Source organism: Rhodococcus sp. 05-340-2 (genome assembly GCF_002258915.1).
Classification (GTDB): domain Bacteria; phylum Actinomycetota; class Actinomycetes; order Mycobacteriales; family Mycobacteriaceae; genus Rhodococcoides.
Genome location: NZ_NOYU01000027.1, coordinates 1 through 15477, shown reverse-complemented (window position 1 = coordinate 15477; position 15477 = coordinate 1). Strand labels below are relative to the sequence as shown.

At 66.4% G+C, this 15477-nt stretch carries 16 protein-coding genes; 6 read left to right on the top strand and 10 right to left on the bottom strand.

Annotation, left to right across the window (positions count from 1 at the left end):
- Window positions 1-350 precede the first annotated feature (350 nt).
- The 3 genes from cofD to CH271_RS15055 all read left to right on the top strand — a co-directional run bounded on the left by cofD (window position 351) and on the right by CH271_RS15055 (window position 3269).
- On the top strand, window positions 351-1325 hold the full coding sequence (cofD, locus tag CH271_RS15065; RefSeq protein ID WP_094634131.1) for a 2-phospho-L-lactate transferase: 975 nt from the start codon (window positions 351-353) through the stop codon (window positions 1323-1325).
- Window positions 1322-2701, top strand: a complete 1380-nt coding sequence (locus tag CH271_RS15060; protein WP_052047542.1) for a coenzyme F420-0:L-glutamate ligase — start codon at window positions 1322-1324, stop codon at window positions 2699-2701. Before cofD ends, CH271_RS15060 begins: the two co-directional genes overlap by 4 nt.
- A gap of 106 nt (window positions 2702-2807) precedes the next feature.
- Window positions 2808-3269, top strand: a complete 462-nt coding sequence (locus CH271_RS15055; protein WP_082323630.1) for an NUDIX hydrolase — start codon at window positions 2808-2810, stop codon at window positions 3267-3269.
- Between the two features lie 16 nt (window positions 3270-3285).
- On the opposite strand, the gene CH271_RS15050 is transcribed toward CH271_RS15055, so the two are convergent.
- From CH271_RS15050 to rfbD, 3 genes are read right to left on the bottom strand one after another with little or no spacing between them, the layout of a single operon-like run.
- A complete protein-coding gene (locus CH271_RS15050) occupies window positions 3286-4380 on the bottom strand; it encodes a sugar phosphate nucleotidyltransferase (protein ID WP_037189923.1) in 1095 nt (364 codons plus the stop codon).
- Window positions 4370-5281, bottom strand: coding sequence for a glycosyltransferase family 2 protein (locus CH271_RS15045; protein ID WP_037189924.1), 912 nt, complete (start codon window positions 5279-5281; stop codon window positions 4370-4372). Before CH271_RS15045 ends, CH271_RS15050 begins: the two co-directional genes overlap by 11 nt.
- 34 nt (window positions 5282-5315) lie before the next feature.
- Entirely contained in the window at window positions 5316-6170 is an 855-nt protein-coding gene (gene rfbD, locus CH271_RS15040) for a dTDP-4-dehydrorhamnose reductase (protein WP_094634130.1), read from the bottom strand.
- Window positions 6171-6627: 457 nt separating this feature from the next.
- Here rfbD and CH271_RS15030 point away from each other — a divergent pair, with 457 nt between their 5' ends.
- Window positions 6628-8052 (top strand): LCP family protein, encoded by a 1425-nt coding sequence (locus CH271_RS15030; protein ID WP_094634128.1) that lies wholly within the window; start codon window positions 6628-6630, stop codon window positions 8050-8052.
- A 57-nt stretch (window positions 8053-8109) separates the two neighbouring features.
- Window positions 8110-8835, top strand: coding sequence for a TIGR03089 family protein (locus CH271_RS15025; protein WP_094634127.1), 726 nt, complete (start codon window positions 8110-8112; stop codon window positions 8833-8835).
- On the opposite strand, the gene CH271_RS15020 is transcribed toward CH271_RS15025, so the two are convergent.
- The 3 genes from CH271_RS15020 to CH271_RS15010 are packed head-to-tail and all read right to left on the bottom strand — an operon-like array spanning window position 8823 to window position 10943.
- Complete coding sequence (locus CH271_RS15020; RefSeq protein ID WP_256986422.1) at window positions 8823-9212, bottom strand: hypothetical protein; 390 nt, start codon at window positions 9210-9212, stop codon at window positions 8823-8825. The genes CH271_RS15025 and CH271_RS15020 overlap by 13 nt on opposite strands.
- On the bottom strand, window positions 9209-9748 hold the full coding sequence (gene purE / locus CH271_RS15015) for a 5-(carboxyamino)imidazole ribonucleotide mutase (RefSeq protein WP_052047543.1): 540 nt from the start codon (window positions 9746-9748) through the stop codon (window positions 9209-9211). The genes CH271_RS15020 and purE overlap by 4 nt, the downstream gene beginning before the upstream one ends.
- Complete coding sequence (locus CH271_RS15010; protein ID WP_373453575.1) at window positions 9741-10943, bottom strand: 5-(carboxyamino)imidazole ribonucleotide synthase; 1203 nt, start codon at window positions 10941-10943, stop codon at window positions 9741-9743. The genes purE and CH271_RS15010 overlap by 8 nt, the downstream gene beginning before the upstream one ends.
- A gap of 198 nt (window positions 10944-11141) precedes the next feature.
- Here CH271_RS15010 and CH271_RS15005 point away from each other — a divergent pair, with 198 nt between their 5' ends.
- Window positions 11142-11702 carry a GtrA family protein gene (locus tag CH271_RS15005; protein WP_052047544.1) on the top strand — a complete coding sequence of 187 codons (561 nt, stop codon included), beginning with the start codon at window positions 11142-11144 and terminating at the stop codon, window positions 11700-11702.
- A 5-nt stretch (window positions 11703-11707) separates the two neighbouring features.
- Here the strand turns inward: CH271_RS15005 and CH271_RS15000 are convergent, their stop codons facing one another.
- Genes CH271_RS15000 through CH271_RS14985 form a run of 4 tightly spaced genes read right to left on the bottom strand, consistent with a single transcriptional unit; the run spans window position 11708 to window position 15237 of the window.
- Window positions 11708-13027 carry a sensor histidine kinase gene (locus CH271_RS15000; protein WP_037189933.1) on the bottom strand — a complete coding sequence of 440 codons (1320 nt, stop codon included), beginning with the start codon at window positions 13025-13027 and terminating at the stop codon, window positions 11708-11710.
- Window positions 13028-13033: 6 nt separating this feature from the next.
- Window positions 13034-13714: a response regulator transcription factor gene (locus tag CH271_RS14995; RefSeq protein WP_037190266.1), complete on the bottom strand. Its 681-nt coding sequence runs from the start codon at window positions 13712-13714 to the stop codon at window positions 13034-13036.
- 39 nt (window positions 13715-13753) lie between these two features.
- Complete coding sequence (locus CH271_RS14990) at window positions 13754-14353, bottom strand: PH domain-containing protein (protein WP_094634514.1); 600 nt, start codon at window positions 14351-14353, stop codon at window positions 13754-13756.
- Window positions 14354-14400: 47 nt separating this feature from the next.
- Window positions 14401-15237: a biotin--[acetyl-CoA-carboxylase] ligase gene (locus CH271_RS14985; protein ID WP_094634513.1), complete on the bottom strand. Its 837-nt coding sequence runs from the start codon at window positions 15235-15237 to the stop codon at window positions 14401-14403.
- Window positions 15238-15477 lie beyond the last annotated feature (240 nt).

Sequence of the window (15477 nt, the reverse complement as noted above, 5' to 3'; positions counted from 1 at the left end):
TTCGATCGAGCTGGTCCAACGTGCCGGTCCGACTCTCGACCTCTACTCGACGTCCAGTCAGGGACGAAAAGGAAGGGAACGAGTGTTCGAAACCAGGTTCGCTGCAATCGAACTCGTGCTGCGAACACTGAATGACATACCTGTGATTAGACACGTCCAGGTGTGTCGCGGTCAAGCCGATCGCACAAATCCAATACCATCACATGCCCGAAATCGGCGCTCTCCCCGGATCGAAGCCCGTCCCGTGCGTGTCGCATCGGTTCTCGCCGTCGCAAACGGTCCACGCGGACGTTGCGGCCCCGGGTGGGCGCTCACCCCACACCACCGCAACCCCACTAGGCTCGGGTGTTGTGAAAGTTACTGTTCTGGTCGGTGGCGTCGGTGGCGCTCGGTTTCTGCAGGGCCTGAAAACGTTGTTCGGCGACGAACCCGAGCACGAGATCACCGCAGTGGTCAACGTCGGCGACGACGTGTGGATGCACGGGCTCCGCATCTGCCCGGATCTCGACACGTGCATGTACACCCTCGGCGGAGGAATCGACACCGATCGCGGCTGGGGTCGCATCGCGGAAACCTGGAACGCTCGGGACGAGTTGGCGGCCTACGGTGCCGATCCCGACTGGTTCGGACTCGGCGACCGCGACATCGCCACACACCTGATCCGCAGTCGTATGTTGCGCACCGGCTTTGCGCTGTCCGCCGTCACCGAAGCCCTGTGCAACCGTTGGCAACCCGGAGTCCGGCTCCTGCCCGTCACCGACGATCGCTCCGAGACCCACGTCGTCGTCACCGATCCGGACGACCCGAGCGGTGAGCAGCAGCGCGCAATTCATTTCCAGGAGTGGTGGGTTCGGTACCGGGCACAGATTCCCACCCACAGCTTCGCCAACATCGGGGCCGAACAGGCAACTCCGGCACCGGGAGTCGTCGAGGCGATCGCCGAGGCCGACGCCGTCGTCCTCGCTCCGTCCAATCCGGTGGTGAGCGTCGGTGCGATCCTCGCGGTGCCGGGTATCCGCGGGGCCCTTCGCACGACGGCCGCCAAGGTGGTCGGCCTCTCCCCCGTCGTCGACGGTAAGCCGTTGCGCGGCATGGCCGACGAGTGCCTGTCCGTCATCGGAGTCGAGACCACGGCGCAGGCGGTGGGCCGTCACTACGGAAGCCGAAGCGGCACCGGCATTCTCGACGCATGGCTGGTGCACACCACCGATACGGCGGTCGTCGACGGTGTGGACGTGCAGTCGGTTCCGTTGCTGATGACCGACCCCGAGACCACTGCGGCGATGGCCCGCACCGCTCTGCGCGCAGCCGGACTCGACCTGTGACCGACACTCACGATCCCGATTCGATCCGGTCGACACCCGAGGATCACGCTCCCGGCGGCTCGATCGAGATACTGCCGGTGACCGGGCTCCCCGAGTTTCGGCCGGGCGACGATCTGGCTGCGACCGTTGCGGACCGAGCGCCGTGGTTGCGTGACGGCGACATCCTGATCGTCACCAGCAAGATCATCTCCAAGGTCGAGGGCCGTCTGGTGCAGGCACCTCGTGATGCGGACGAGCGAGATGCCGCCCGCAGAGTCCTCGTGGAACAGGAAGCCGTGCGCATCGTCGCACGCAAGGGCCGAACCCTCATCACCGAGAATCGACTCGGCATAGTGCAGGCCGCGTCGGGAATCGACGGCTCCAACGTCGACGGTGGCGAACTGGCGCTGCTGCCCGAGAACCCCGACGCCAGTGCCGCAGCGCTGCGCACTGCACTCGGTTCGCTGCTGGGGGTGACGGTCGCCGTGGTCGTCACCGACACCATGGGGCGCGCGTGGCGGATCGGTCAGACCGACGCCGCCATCGGTGCCGCGGGCCTGGGCGTCGTGCACGCGTACGCCGGAGCCGAGGACGGTCAGGGCAACGAGCTCGTCGTCACCGAGGTCGCGATCGCCGACGAGCTCGCTGCCGCGGGCGATCTGGTGAAGGGCAAACTCGGTGGGGTTCCGATTGCCGTCGTACGCGGACTGACTCCCGTCGACGACGGTTCGACCGCTGCGACTCTGCTGCGCGGCGGTGAGGACGATCTGTTCTGGCTCGGTACCGCCGAGGCACTCGATCGTGGTCGACGCGAGGCGCTGCTGCGCCGGCGGTCGGTGCGCTCGTTCACCGACGAACCGGTCGACCCCGACTCCGTTCGTGCGGCCGTTGCCGATGCGCTCACCGCCCCGGCCCCGCACCACACCCGTCCGGTTCGGTTCGTCTGGGTCAGGACCCCTGCTGTCCGGCGTCGGCTGCTCGAGACGATGCGTGAGCAATGGCGAGCCGATCTGGCCGGCGACGGGCTGAGCGAGGAGCGGATCACCGCCAGACTCGGCCGCGGCGACATCCTGTTCGACGCCCCCGAGATCGTGATCCCGTTCTGCGTGCCCGACGGCGCGCACTCGTATCCCGACGAGAGGCGTCGAACCGCGGAGGACACGATGTTCACCGTCGCAGTCGGTGCGGCCGTGCAAGGACTGCTCGTCGCCCTCGCGGTGCGTGATCTGGGCAGCTGTTGGATCGGTTCGACGATTTTCGCAGCCGATACCGTGCGCGCCGAACTCGGCCTGCGTGCAGATTGGAAAGCGATGGGAGCCATCGCAATCGGGCACCCCAGCGAATCCCTGACCGTTCGGGATCCGGTGGTTCCCGGGTCGTCACTGTTGGAGCTCTGACGTGTCGGCGTCGACGCCGCCTCACTCGACTCTGTGGAGTTCGGTCGGGGCATCGCTCGATCGATGGGCACCGTCCGATTCGAACGACGAATCGCTCCGGCACACGATGCTGGCGTTTCTGCACAGCAATCCGGATGCTTGCCTGCGCGCCAACGAGGCCGGCCATTTCACCGCGTCCTCGCTGGTGCTCGACACATCGGGAACACATGTGCTGCTGACGCTTCATCCGAAGGTCGGTCGGTGGATTCAACTCGGCGGCCACTGCGAACCGACGGACGAGACGGTCGTCGACGCGGCGCTACGGGAGGCCACCGAAGAATCCGGCATCGATGATCTGACGATCGATCCGATGCTGCTCTCCGCCCACACCCACCCGATCACCTGCTCGCTCGGTAAGCCGACGCGGCACCTCGACCTGAGGTTTCTGGTCCGGGCACCGGACGGCGCACGGGCAGTGCGCAGCGAGGAATCGACGGATCTACGCTGGTGGCCGGTCGATGCCCTGCCCGACGACGCCGAGCGCGAGACGATCGACCACCTCGTCTCACTCGCCGCACGTCGCCGGTAGAGGCCGCCCCTGGGCGTCAGACGTCGGTGGAGAAGCGGACTCCACCGTCGGGCAACTTGACCCCGGGCCACACGCGTGCGCCGCGGAGCAACTCGCAGCGGGCACCGATGTCGGCACCGTCGCCGATGACCGCGTCGCGCACCAGGGCGCGGGGTCCGATCCGGGCACCGAAGCCGAGAATGGATCGCTCGACGACGGCCCCTGCCTCGACGACGGCACCGTCGAACACGACGGCTCCGTCGAGACGGGCACCCGCTCCGATCTCGGCACCGCGTCCGACGACGGTTCCGCCGATCAGCAGTGCGCCCGGTGCCACTCCCGCGCTCGGGTGAACCAGGGACTCGCCGCGGTCTCCGTGCAGCGCCGGTGACGGCGCGATGCCGCGCACCAGATCGGCCGAGCCCTTGACGAAGTCCTCCGGTGTTCCCATGTCGCGCCAGTAGGCACTGTCGACGTGTCCGTAGACCTTCTTGTCCTCGGCGAGCAAGGCGGGGAACACTTCTCGCTCCACCGACACCGGACGACCGGCCGGAATGGACTCGATGATCTCGCGCTTGAAGACGTAGCAACCGGCGTTGATCTGATCCGTCGGCGGATCCTGCGTCTTTTCGAGAAACGCTGTCACTCGGCCGGATTCGTCGGTCGGCACGCAGCCGAACGCGCGCGGGTCGCCGACACGGACCAGATGCAACGTGACATCGGCATCGGTGTTCCGGTGCGTATCGAGAACTGCTGTCAGGTCGGTGCCGCCCAGGACGTCCCCGTTGAAGACCATGACGTTCTCCGCGCGCAGTCGCGGCAGAACGTTCCTGATGCCGCCACCGGTACCCAGCGGCTCGGTCTCGAAGACGTATTCGAGTTCGATACCCATCGAGGATCCGTCCCCGAAATGCTGCTCGAACACGTCGGCTTTGAACGACGTGCCGAGGACGACGTGCTCGATCCCTGCGGCCTTGATACGCGCCAACAGATGGGTCAGAAAGGGCAGTCCTGCGGTGGGCAGCATCGGTTTGGGTGCCGACAGCGTCAGCGGCCGCAGCCGAGTTCCCTTGCCGCCGACCAGAATGACTGCATCGGTACGTGCGGCGACCGATGGGGAACTATCCGACATGTCCAGCCTCTGTTCTCTCGTCCGTGAGTCGTCCATCACCTGCGCGGGCCCGAAGCGCTGAATTCACAACGATCTTCGAGCGAAGACCGAGACCTGCGCGCAGCGCCAATCGTAAGGGAGCCTGCCACGTCCGGGCGTGTCTGTCGGCCTGAAAGCGGTAAGCACTGGTGTGATGTGCCGGCAACATCACTTCCGGATGCCGTCCTGCCGCATGCCCTTTCGAGTGGGTGACCTCGACATCGGGAACGTAGACGTTGTGCCAACCCGCTCTGCCGAGCCGGTCACCGAGATCCACGTCCTCCATGTACATGAAGTATCTGGAGTCGAATCCGCCGATCGAATCGAACGCCGAACGCCGCAGCAACAGGCACGATCCCGACAGCCACCCCACCGGCCGCTCACTGACCGTCTCGTTCTCCTGGCGATATCGCCGAGTCCACGGATTCTTCGGCCAGATCTTGCCGAGTACGGCGTGGCCGGCTCCGGACGTGAGATCGGGCACCGACCGCGCCGACGGGTACCGCGAGCCGTCGGGCTCGCGAATGAGCGGTCCGAGAGCACCGGCCCGCGGCCACCGCGCCGCCGCGTCGAGCAGGCCGTCGAGCGATCCCGGATGCCACCGCACGTCGGGATTGGCCACGACGACGAACTCGATGTCGGGGTCGATCTCGGCCACCGCGCGATTGACGGCTGCGCCATAGCCGATGTTCGCGCCGGTGCGCAGCAACTCCGCCTCTTCGAACGCGATCTCGGCTGCCTCGGGTGTGCCGTCGACCGAGCCGTTGTCCGCCATGATCACCCGAAGGGGACGCGTCGTCGCCTCACGTAGAGACGTCAGGAACTGGTCAAGGTATTCGCCGGGTGAATAGGTCACGGTCACCACGGCCAGCTCGGAACTCACGCGGGCAAGACTAGCCCGATCTCGCCTCGAACCCTCATGTCGACTGCGCCAAGGCTGCTGTCAACGCGTCCGACCACGGCCGCGCCGGGGTCAGACCGGCATCGACCCACGCGGTCGGTGAGAGCACCGAATATGCAGGCCGAGGTGCCGGAACGACGTATTCGGCGCTCGAACACGGCGTCACACGCTCGGGATCGGCACCGATTCCCGCGAACACCGCGCGTGCGAGGTCGAACCAGCTGGCCTGCCCCGCATTGGTGTAGTGCAGCGTTCGTGCGCGCACAGCAGGGTCGGCTTCGATCTCGAGCAGGCCCGACGCCAGATCGAGGGCGAACGTGGGCGAACCGATCTGATCGTTCACCACCGAGATCGTCTCGCGCTCGCCTTCGAGTCGGCGCATCGTGGTCACGAAATTCTTGCCCGTGTTGTCGTACACCCAGGCGGTTCGCACGACCACGGCCTCGGGAAGCTCCTCGTGCACTGCGAGCTCGCCGGCGAGCTTGGTGCGTCCGTACGCCGACTGCGGCGCGGTCTTCGCATCGACCTCGTACGGTTCGATCGCTGTGCCGTCGAACACATAATCGGTGGAGACGTGGATCAACCGGGCGCCGACACGCCCGCAGGCGCGCGCGAGATTTCGAGGGCCGTCCGCGTTGACCGCCGACGCCCTGGCCTCGTCGGTCTCGGCGGCATCGACGGCGGTGTACGCAGCACAGTTGATCACCGTCGACCCTGCGCTCACCGCGGCAGCGACGGCGTCGGGGTCGGTGATGTCCAGGTCGGCGGACGAATATCCGCGCACTTCGGCACCGTCACCTCGTTCGGCGGCGAGAGACATCACTCGGCGGCCCAACTGGCCGTGTGCACCGGTCACCACGATCGCATTCACGGTTGCCAAGTGTGGCACGCCGCGTTCGCTTCGGCGAGGCAGCGACCGGCGACAAGTAACCTTCGAACGGCGGGGGGAGAACAACGAAGTAGGCAGGTTTCAGGCCGGCCGGAAACGAGAGAGGGTCGTCACGGTGCCACGAGATCCAGGCACGCCCGGAGGTGAGCGCACTCCCCCGCCGAGGCGGAGCGCTCCCCGGCGAACCGACGGTCCCCGAGAGCGCACCACGGGCCGCCCCGACGATCACAGCGGCGCTGCCCACCGTTACCGCGACGACGAACGCCGTGGAGAACGCCGCACTCGAGAACGCAAACAGGTCGCACCCGGCGAACGCACAGGTAGATCGCGCCGGCCGGATCGACGCAGCCCTCGCGGTGGCGTCGAGCGACCCGAGTCCGACGGCAGGTCGCCTCGCGCCGGTGGTACCCGATGGCCCGCGACCCACGTCGCGGTCGCAGTGCTCTCGATCCTCGTCCTGCTGGTGACCGGTTTCGCGTGGCGCAGTGTCGACAGCCTGCGCTCGAATATCGCCACCGCGGGTGGTCTCGGTCTCGGCGGTGCCGCCGACGGTGCCGTCGACATCTTGATGGTCGGCACGGACAGTCGAACCGATGCCCACGGCAACGCGTTGTCCCCCGCGGAACTCGCCTCTCTCAACGCAGGTGAAGAGGTGGCGTCAAACACCGACACGATCGTGCTGATCCGCGTCCCTAACGACGGTTCGTCGGCCACCGCGATCTCCATCCCGCGAGACTCGTACGTCGAGGTACCCGGCATCGGCATGTCGAAGATCAATGCTGCGTACGGCGCCACCAAGGAGAACAAGCGGCTCGAATTGGTGGAGCAAGGGGTCACGGACGCCGATGCCGAATCCCAGGCAACCGAAGCCGGTCGTGAGGCCCTCATCGATTCGGTCGCCAACCTCACCGGCATCACCGTCGATCACTATGCCGAGGTGGGGCTGCTCGGCTTCGTGCTGCTGACCGATGCCGTCGGCGGTGTCGAGGTGTGCCTGAACAACCCTGTGCAGGAACCACTGTCGGGTGCGAACTTCCCGGCGGGCGAGCAGAACCTCTCCGGTTCGCAGGCTCTGAGTTTCGTCCGACAGCGACACGATCTTCCCCGCGGAGATCTGGACCGCATCGTGCGCCAGCAAGTGTTCATGGCCTCGCTCGTGCGGAGTGTGCTCAGCGCCAAGACGCTGAGCAACCCCGGCAAACTGGGCCAACTCAGCACCGCGGTGCAGCGATCGGTGACACTCGATTCCGACTGGGACATTCTGCAGTTCGCCACTCGCCTGCAGGATCTCGCCGGCGGCAAGGTCAAGTTCGAGACGATCCCCGCAGTCGACATCAATGCGACGACCGACTACGGCGAGTCGATCGTGCAGGTCGATCCCGCTGCGGTGAAGAAGTACGTCGAAGGACTGCTCGCCGACGGTAATTCAGCGGAGACCAACGCCGAGAATGCGGACGCCCCCGATGTCGATCCGTCGACCGTGACCGTCGATGTCGCGAACGACAGCGGTATCGACGGCCTGGCCAACGGCGTCGCCGGTTCGTTGACGGCGTTGGGGTACGTCGACGGCACCATCGGCAATTACGAGGGCACGTCGATCTCGGCGAGCCGCATCCAGGCTGCCGATGTGGACAGCGATGCTGCGCGCGCCGTCTCGGCAGCGCTCGGCGGACTGCAGATCACCGCCGACGACACCTTGTCGGCAGACACCGTTCGGGTGGTACTCGCGAACGACTATGCGGGACCCGGCTCGGGCCAGGCCGCAACTGCGGAAACCATTGCTCCCGAATCGGGTACGGCGGTTCCCGAGGCACCCGCCGCTCCGATCGACGCCGGCTCCACCGGTCCGATGTGCGTCAACTGATCGGTGCCTCTCACAGTGTGTGAATCGGTGTCGTCGGGCGTCATCTAGGGTCGTGGGGTGGCTTCGAATCTGACTCAGACCCTGCTCGACCCGATTCTCGCCGCCGATCCGGCCGGTCCGCGCGTCACGTTCTACGACGATGCGACCGGTGAGCGGGTCGAGGTGTCTGCGGTGACCCTGGCGAACTGGGCGGCCAAGACCGCCAATCTGTTGCGCGACGAGTTCGCCTTCGAGGTGGGTGGCAGGGTGAGTGTGCGGTTGCCCGCGCACTGGCAGACGGCTGCCGCGCTGCTGGGAGTCTGGTGGGCTGGCGGCGAGGTGGTCATCGGGGCCGACGACTCCGTGGACGTGGCGATGGTGTCGGGCGATCGGCTCGACGAGTCTCCCGAGGCGGACGAGGTGCTGGCGTTCTCGCTCGACGCATTCGGCAAGGCAGTCCCCGATCTGCCGATCGGCATGACCGACTACGCGACGTCGGTGCGGGTGCACGGCGATCAGTTCAGGGTCGCGGGCTCCGGGAGCGCAGGCGCGGCGCTGGACGGGCGTTCGGTGGACGAGGTACTCGCTGCCGCTCGTGAGCGGGCAGACGCACGTGACTGGACGGCCGCGGACCGGGTCATGTCCAGCGCGTCCTGGACCACGGCCGACGAGCTGATCGACGGTCTGCTCTCGGTACTCGTCGTGGGTGCGTCACTGGTTCAGGTGGCCAATCCGGACGAGGCGAAGGCGCAGCGGCGCGCCGAGACCGAGAAGGTCACCGCCACTGTTGCTCAGCCGGGCTGACGGTAGCCGCCGTCGGCGAGTCCGGCCTCGATCTCGTACTTGTTGGCCGGGCCCCGATGTCGCGCTTCTTCGGCGAGGTAGCGGAACGGGAAGGTGAGCCCGAAGTTCGCCCATTGGTCTGCATGTACGGCCTCGTGCCGCAGTACCCGACGGGCGGTGTTGCCCTTCGTCAGATAGGCACCGCCGAATGTCGTTCCGCCGCGCCCGAAACCACCGCGCAGCCCGGTGCACACGAACAGGGAGAATTCGTCGTCGAAACGCGCCGTTTCGCGCCAGAGACGGGCATAGAGCAACGCCAGCCGCGTCACGAACATGGACTGCCGACTACCGCGACCCGCGCGCCGGATCTGCTCGCTCCGTGACACGGTTCCGCTCACCCGAGCAGAGTGGTGCGCAGCGCTTTGTCCTTCTCCAGCACCATGGCCTCGAGTGAGGCCTGGAACGCGGACATCCGTTCTTGCAGAGCCGGATCGGATGCACCGAGAATTCGGACCGCGAGCAACCCTGCGTTGCGCGCACCACCGATCGAGACCGTTGCCACGGGAACACCGGCGGGCATCTGAACGATCGAGAGCAGCGAATCCATGCCGTCGAGGTACTTCAGGGGCACCGGCACACCGATGACCGGCAGCGGCGTCGCCGACGCGACCATGCCGGGCAGGTGAGCCGCTCCCCCGGCCCCGGCGATGATCACCTTGATGCCGCGGCCTGCGGCATCGCGGGCGTAGTCGAGCATGCGCTGCGGGGTTCGGTGTGCCGACACCACGCCGACCTCGAAGCGAATACCGAACTCGGCCAACGCTTCTGCAGCAGCTTCCATCGTGGGCCAGTCGGAATCGCTGCCCATGATCAGGCCGACGGCAGGAGTGGAGCCTGCGGAACGACCATCGGGGGCAGGAGTGTTGTCAGTCATTGTGCGGGTCCCATCCGTCGGTCCATTCGGCGTGTGACATCCAGTGCGCTGCGCGTTCGGCTCGCTCGCGCACCGAGGCCACGTAGGCGGGGTCGGCGAGCGAACCCGACTGCGCGCCCAGGATGTTCACGTGGCCGATCTTGCGATCCTTGCGCTCGCCCTTGCCGTACAGATGCACCTTCGCATCGGGCATCCGGGCGAACAGGTGATGCAGCCGCTCGTCCATCGTCATCTCGGGGGCCTCGGGCGCGCCGAGAATATTGGCCATCACCGTGAGTGGAGCGAGTGGGTCGGTGTCGCCGAGCGGGTAGTCGAGTACCGCGCGTAGGTGCTGCTCGAACTGCGAGGTCCGACACCCGTCCATGGTCCAGTGACCGGAGTTGTGCGGTCGCATGGCGAGTTCGTTCACCAGGAGCTTGCCCGAGGTGGTCTCGAACAGTTCGACCGCGAGGTCTCCGACCACACCGAGCGCACCGGCGATGTCGAGAGCCAGCCTGCCTGCGAACGTGGCGACGTCCTCGTCGAGGTCGGGAGCCGGCGCCAGCACCACGGCGCACTGACCGTTGCGCTGCACCGTCTGCACGACTGGCCATGCAGCTCCCTGGCCGAACGGTGATCGTGCAACCATGGCCGACAGCTCGCGGCGCATGGCGACCTTCTCCTCGACCATGAGTGGTACACCCAGGTCGAGTTGAGCGGTGACGATCGCCTCTGCTTCCTCGGCGTCTGCGGGCATCCACACTCCACGCCCGTCGTAGCCGCCTCGTACGGCCTTGAGCACCACCGGCCACCCGTGCTCGTCTCCGAACGCAATCGCGTCCTGCGCCCACGACACCTCCGCGTAGGCGGGGCCGGGCGCACCGAGTTCGGCGAGCTTGCGACGCATGCGCAGTTTGTCCTGGGCGAATACCAACGCGCTCGGCGGCGGTTGTACGTTGACGCCTTCTGCCACGAGAGTCTCGAGGTGCTCGGTGGGCACCTGCTCGTGGTCGAAGGTGAGCGCATTGGAACCGGTCGCGGCCGTGCGCAACGCATCGAGATCGTCGTGGTGCCCGAAGACGACGTCGGGGCTGACCTGAGCTGCCGGCTCGTCGGCACCCGCGGCGAGGACGCGAAGAGTCTGTCCGAGCTCGATCGCGGACTGGTGAGTCATTCGGGCGAGCTGACCGCCGCCGATCATCGTCACCACGGGCATTCCGGTCGACGACGGGCGCGCAGCAGTGGGGCGCGATTCGGTACCTGTCACGGCTCACCATGGTGTCATGTCGCACGCATTCGGTCCGACCCGGCGTCTCGCGGCGGAGTCCGCATGCTGGGCGAGGACCTGTGGAAACCCTGATGATCGGAGCCTCGGTTCGGCGAACCCGGGGTGTGTTTCGTAGACTTCACCGTTGTGCCGACGATCGCAAGCGTGCTCCAACGCTTACCCACGCCCATTCGGGACCTCGCGATTCGGCACAGTGAGCTGATCAAGTTCGCCATCGTCGGTGGCACGACGATGGTCTTCGACCTCGTCATCTTCTATTCGCTGAGCCTGACGGTGCTCGAGCAGAAGCCGGTGATCGCCAAGATCATCTCGGGTGTTCTCGCCACCCTGCTCAGCTACTTCCTCAACCGCGAATGGGCCTTCAAGCATCGTGGCGGACGCGAGCGGCACCACGAGGCGCTGCTCTTCTTCGCGATCAGCGGCATCGGCGTGCTCATCGCAGCCGGTCCCCTGTGGATCGCGAACAACGTCTTCGACATTCGCGACGCCAGCGAATCCCTGACGACGCTGGTCATCATCGACTTCGTCCTCAACTACATCATCGGCAACCTGCTGCAGATGGCATTTCGGTTCTGGGCATTGCGCCGCTTCGCGTTTCCCGAGGACAACGCGCGGACGATCCTGGAAGTCGACGCCGAACGCAACGAGGACCCGACCGACGCGGCGGACGTACTCGACCAACCCTGAGATGCTCAGCGTGGTTCGCGGCGAGGCACGGCACGCGACGGTTCACGCCACGCAGGCAGGAACACCGAGAAGAGCGCGGGACGACGTCGCTGCAATTCCAGCCTGCCGCCGTCCGCCTCGATGAGAGCCCTGGCCAGAGCGAGGCCGACACCGGTGGAACCGGCTCCGGAGAATCCACGGTCGAAGATGTGCGGAGCAAGTTCGTTGCTCACCCCGGGCCCCTCGTCCGAGACCTCGACGCAGACCAGTCGTTCACGGCGTCGCTCGGTGCTCTCGACGGCCGAGACGGCCCGGACCGCCACCGTGCAGGCTCCGCCGCCGTGCACCAGAGAATTGTCGACCAGCACCGAGACCGCTTCACGCAACCGCGATCCGGTCACCGAGGCCTTCAGATCCACGTCACCCTTGATCACCAGGGTCCGGCCGACGTCCTCGAAATTTCGCTGCCATTCGACGACGGTGCCGATCAGTTCCTCGACCACCGAGACCTCGTGCGCATCGGCCGCGCCGTCACTACGAGAGGATCGAACGAGCTCGTCGATGGCAAGGGTCAGTCGGTCCACCTGATCCATCGCCTCGTTGGCCTCGTCGACCACCGCCGGATCCGGGTGCGTGGATATTTCGTCCAGGCGGAGGCGGACAGCGGTCAGGCGGCTGCGAAGTTGATGCGAGACATCGGCGACCAACGTGTGTTCGCGCTGCAGCCGTCCGGCGATCTCGACGGTGGCCGAGTCGAGAACCTCCGAGACCCGATCGAGTTCTGCGATGCCGTGCCGTCGTGGGTCCGGCCTGAAATCACCCTCGGCGAGGCGAGCAGCTCGCCGCGCCACATCCTGCAGCGGATCGGCCAGCCGCTTGGCTGTCAGGACGGCCACGACGGTGCCTGCCATCGCTGATGCGAGGACGACGAGAGTCACCGCTCCGAGCGCCTGGCGCTGCAGGGAACGCATGTCGTCGGACGGCACTTCGAGGCGAAGCGAACCCGAGGTGCCCATCGACAGCGACTCCACGAGCGGTCGAGGCACGGACGACTGCCCGATGTCCGCGCGCGATGCGGCATCCTCGGGGGTGGGGTAGATGACCACGAGCCGGCCACCCTGCGGGATGGCCAACCGGAGCGAGCCGATGTCGAGCTGGCCCTCGATCAGACCCGCCGACCCTTCCTGCGAGATGATCTCCGCCGCCATTCGATCCAGGCGTGCCTGCAGGTCGTTGCGGGTGAAATCCTCGACCCACAACCAGGCGGTGTACATCAGGGGCAAACCGAGCAGCAACGCCGTCATGACGACGACAGCGAGAATCGAGACCAGAATTCGGCGCCGCATCGACCGCTAGTCGCTGTTGATGCGGAAGCCGACGCCGCGCACCGTCGCGATGCGACGCTCGGCCACGGGTCCTTCGTCGCCGATCTTGCGACGCAGCCAGGACATGTGCATATCGAGGGTCTTCGATCCGCGCAGCTCTGCGTCGCCCCACACCTCACGCAGGATCACTTCACGAGAGACGACTTGGCCCGCATGGTCGAGCAAGACCTTGAGCAGCTCGTATTCCTTGTTGGCGAGAGATATCTCGGTGCCACCGACCAGGACGCGTCGGGCAGCGGGTTCGAGGCGGATGGCACCGACCTCGATCGGGGAATCCTCCCCGGCACCACGGCGGCGGAGCAACGCACGTACGCGGGCCATGAGCTCGGCGAGCCGGAAGGGCTTGCCCACGTAGTCGTCGGCTCCGGCGTCGAGACCCACCACGAAGTCGACCTCGTCGGTTCGTGCGGTGAGCATGAGCACGGCAACCTCGGATCGGTTGGCACGCACCTGCCGACACACTTCGAGGCCGTCCATCCCCGGCAGGCCGAGGTCGAGTATCAACAGGTCGAATTTTCCGTCCAGCGCGCGCTGAAGGGTGGCGGGGCCGGTCTGTTCGACGGTCACCGTGTAGCCCTCGCGCCCGAGAGCTCGGGACAGGGGCGCAGCGATGGCTTCGTCGTCTTCGGCAAGCAGCACGTCGGTCACATCGGTCACCCTACGGTTCGAAGGTGAGAACAGCCTGTGTTACCTGCGTTTCCCAGCTCGCCAACCGGGCTTGGAGTCGCCTGCCGAATCCTCCGGCATCGGCTCGAATGCCGCCTCCCGGCCGTGGACGGATTCGCGACGGTACTCCATCGAGTCGAATACCTGCTGGTAGAGCAGGGAATGCACGCGTTGCACATGCGGAATGTCGTCGAACTCGAGTGGATCGTCCGATGCCGAGGCGATGATGAGCGTGCCGGTGCGCAACATCCGGTCTATCAGCCCGTGCCGAAACTGGACGTTGCTGATCCGGCTCATCGGAATGTCGATGCCGGAGTGGGTGAGCACGCCCTGCCTGATCAACACTCGCCGATCGGTGACGATGAAATGCGTGCACTTCCAGCTGATCAGCGGCACCAGGCACCGCCATACGACGATCGCCGCCCACAGCACCGCCGTGGCGATCATCGCGACGTTCGCGGCTGTCGATTCGAGCCGTGCACTCGCGGCTCCGAGGCCGACGCCTGCCAGGCCAGTGACGAGGACGAAGGTGACCGACGGTAGGACGAGCATCTTCCAGTGAGGGTGATGATGAAGCAGGAGCTCTTCCTCGTCGGCCAACGCGTCCTGTGGATAACCCACGTGCACTCCTGACTACTCGCTACGACTTCCGTCGAGTCGACATGGTCTCACGAGAGGGGTCGGAGATGAGTGACATCACCGGCCGCCACGGCGAGCACCGACGGGCGATCGGACCCGGGTTGCTCCACCTCGATCACGATGCGGCCGTGCTCGTCGACGTCGACCGCGGTTCCGATCTTCTCGTCGCCGCCGGGCAGATCGACTCGCACGCGTTGCCCGATGGTGCCGCACCTCTCCCGGTACCGGTGGGCGAGTGCATCGGTGTTCCAGTTCGAGTCCCGCCACGAGTCCACCTCGGCGGCCATCCCACGCAGAATTGCCCGAACCAACGTGTCACGGTCGAGAACCGCAGCCCCCTCCAGGGCCAGTGACGTCGCCGTCGGCACCGGCAACTCGTCGACCGTCATCGACACGTTCACCCCGAGCCCGATGACGACCGTGGGCGACGGTCCGTGCGCGGCGACCTCGGCCAGGATTCCCGAGACCTTCTTGCCACCGATGAGGACGTCGTTGGGCCACTTCAGCCGAGCATCGACTTCACCGACGGTGCGTAACGCGTCGACCAGAGCGATTCCGGTCATGAGCGAGACCCACCCGAGCACCGAGGGATCGATTCCAGGGAACTTCAGCAGCATCGACACCAGAATCTGTGACCGCGGCTCGCCGGAGAACGGTCGCGCGTGCCTGCCGCGTCCGCTGTCCTGATGTTCGGCGATCAGTGCCGTCCGGTCGGCGTAGTTCGCGGCCCCCGCGATCAGATCCGCATTGGTCGAACCGGTTTCCGTCACCACGTCGACCCGAGACCAGGAAGCCTGCGGGCCGTCCACCAGTGCCCGGCGAAGCGCGCGAACGTCAAGTGGCGGGCGATCGAGGTTTGTCCACATGCGCTCCAGCATATGGGCTCGGCGACAGGCCGACGGCTTGTCGCGAACCACCCTCGGTCGGGGCGCAGATCACACTCGCAGTTAAAGTGGTGCCCCATGACCAGCGTCCAGGATTCCACTGCACCCGGGTCGGCCGAAGCCCCCGATATTCATACGACTGCGGGTAAATTGGCCGATCTTCGTAAACGTCTCGCGGTTGCGGAGATTCCCTCCGGTGAGGCGGCGGTGGACAAGGTCCAC

Excerpts from the sequence above, each read along its gene's own strand:
- CH271_RS15055 (WP_082323630.1), top strand. The coding sequence starts at position 2,808 with ATGCTGGCGTTTCTGCACAGCAATCCGGATGCTTGCCTGCGCGCCAAC.
- CH271_RS15010 (WP_373453575.1), bottom strand. The coding sequence starts at position 10,943 with ATGCCCGTGGTGACGATGATCGGCGGCGGTCAGCTCGCCCGAATGACT.
- purE (WP_052047543.1), bottom strand. The coding sequence starts at position 9,748 with ATGACTGACAACACTCCTGCCCCCGATGGTCGTTCCGCAGGCTCCACT.
- CH271_RS15000 (WP_037189933.1), bottom strand. The coding sequence starts at position 13,027 with ATGCGGCGCCGAATTCTGGTCTCGATTCTCGCTGTCGTCGTCATGACG.
- CH271_RS14985 (WP_094634513.1), bottom strand. The coding sequence starts at position 15,237 with ATGTGGACAAACCTCGATCGCCCGCCACTTGACGTTCGCGCGCTTCGC.
- CH271_RS15050 (WP_037189923.1), bottom strand. The coding sequence starts at position 4,380 with ATGTCGGATAGTTCCCCATCGGTCGCCGCACGTACCGATGCAGTCATT.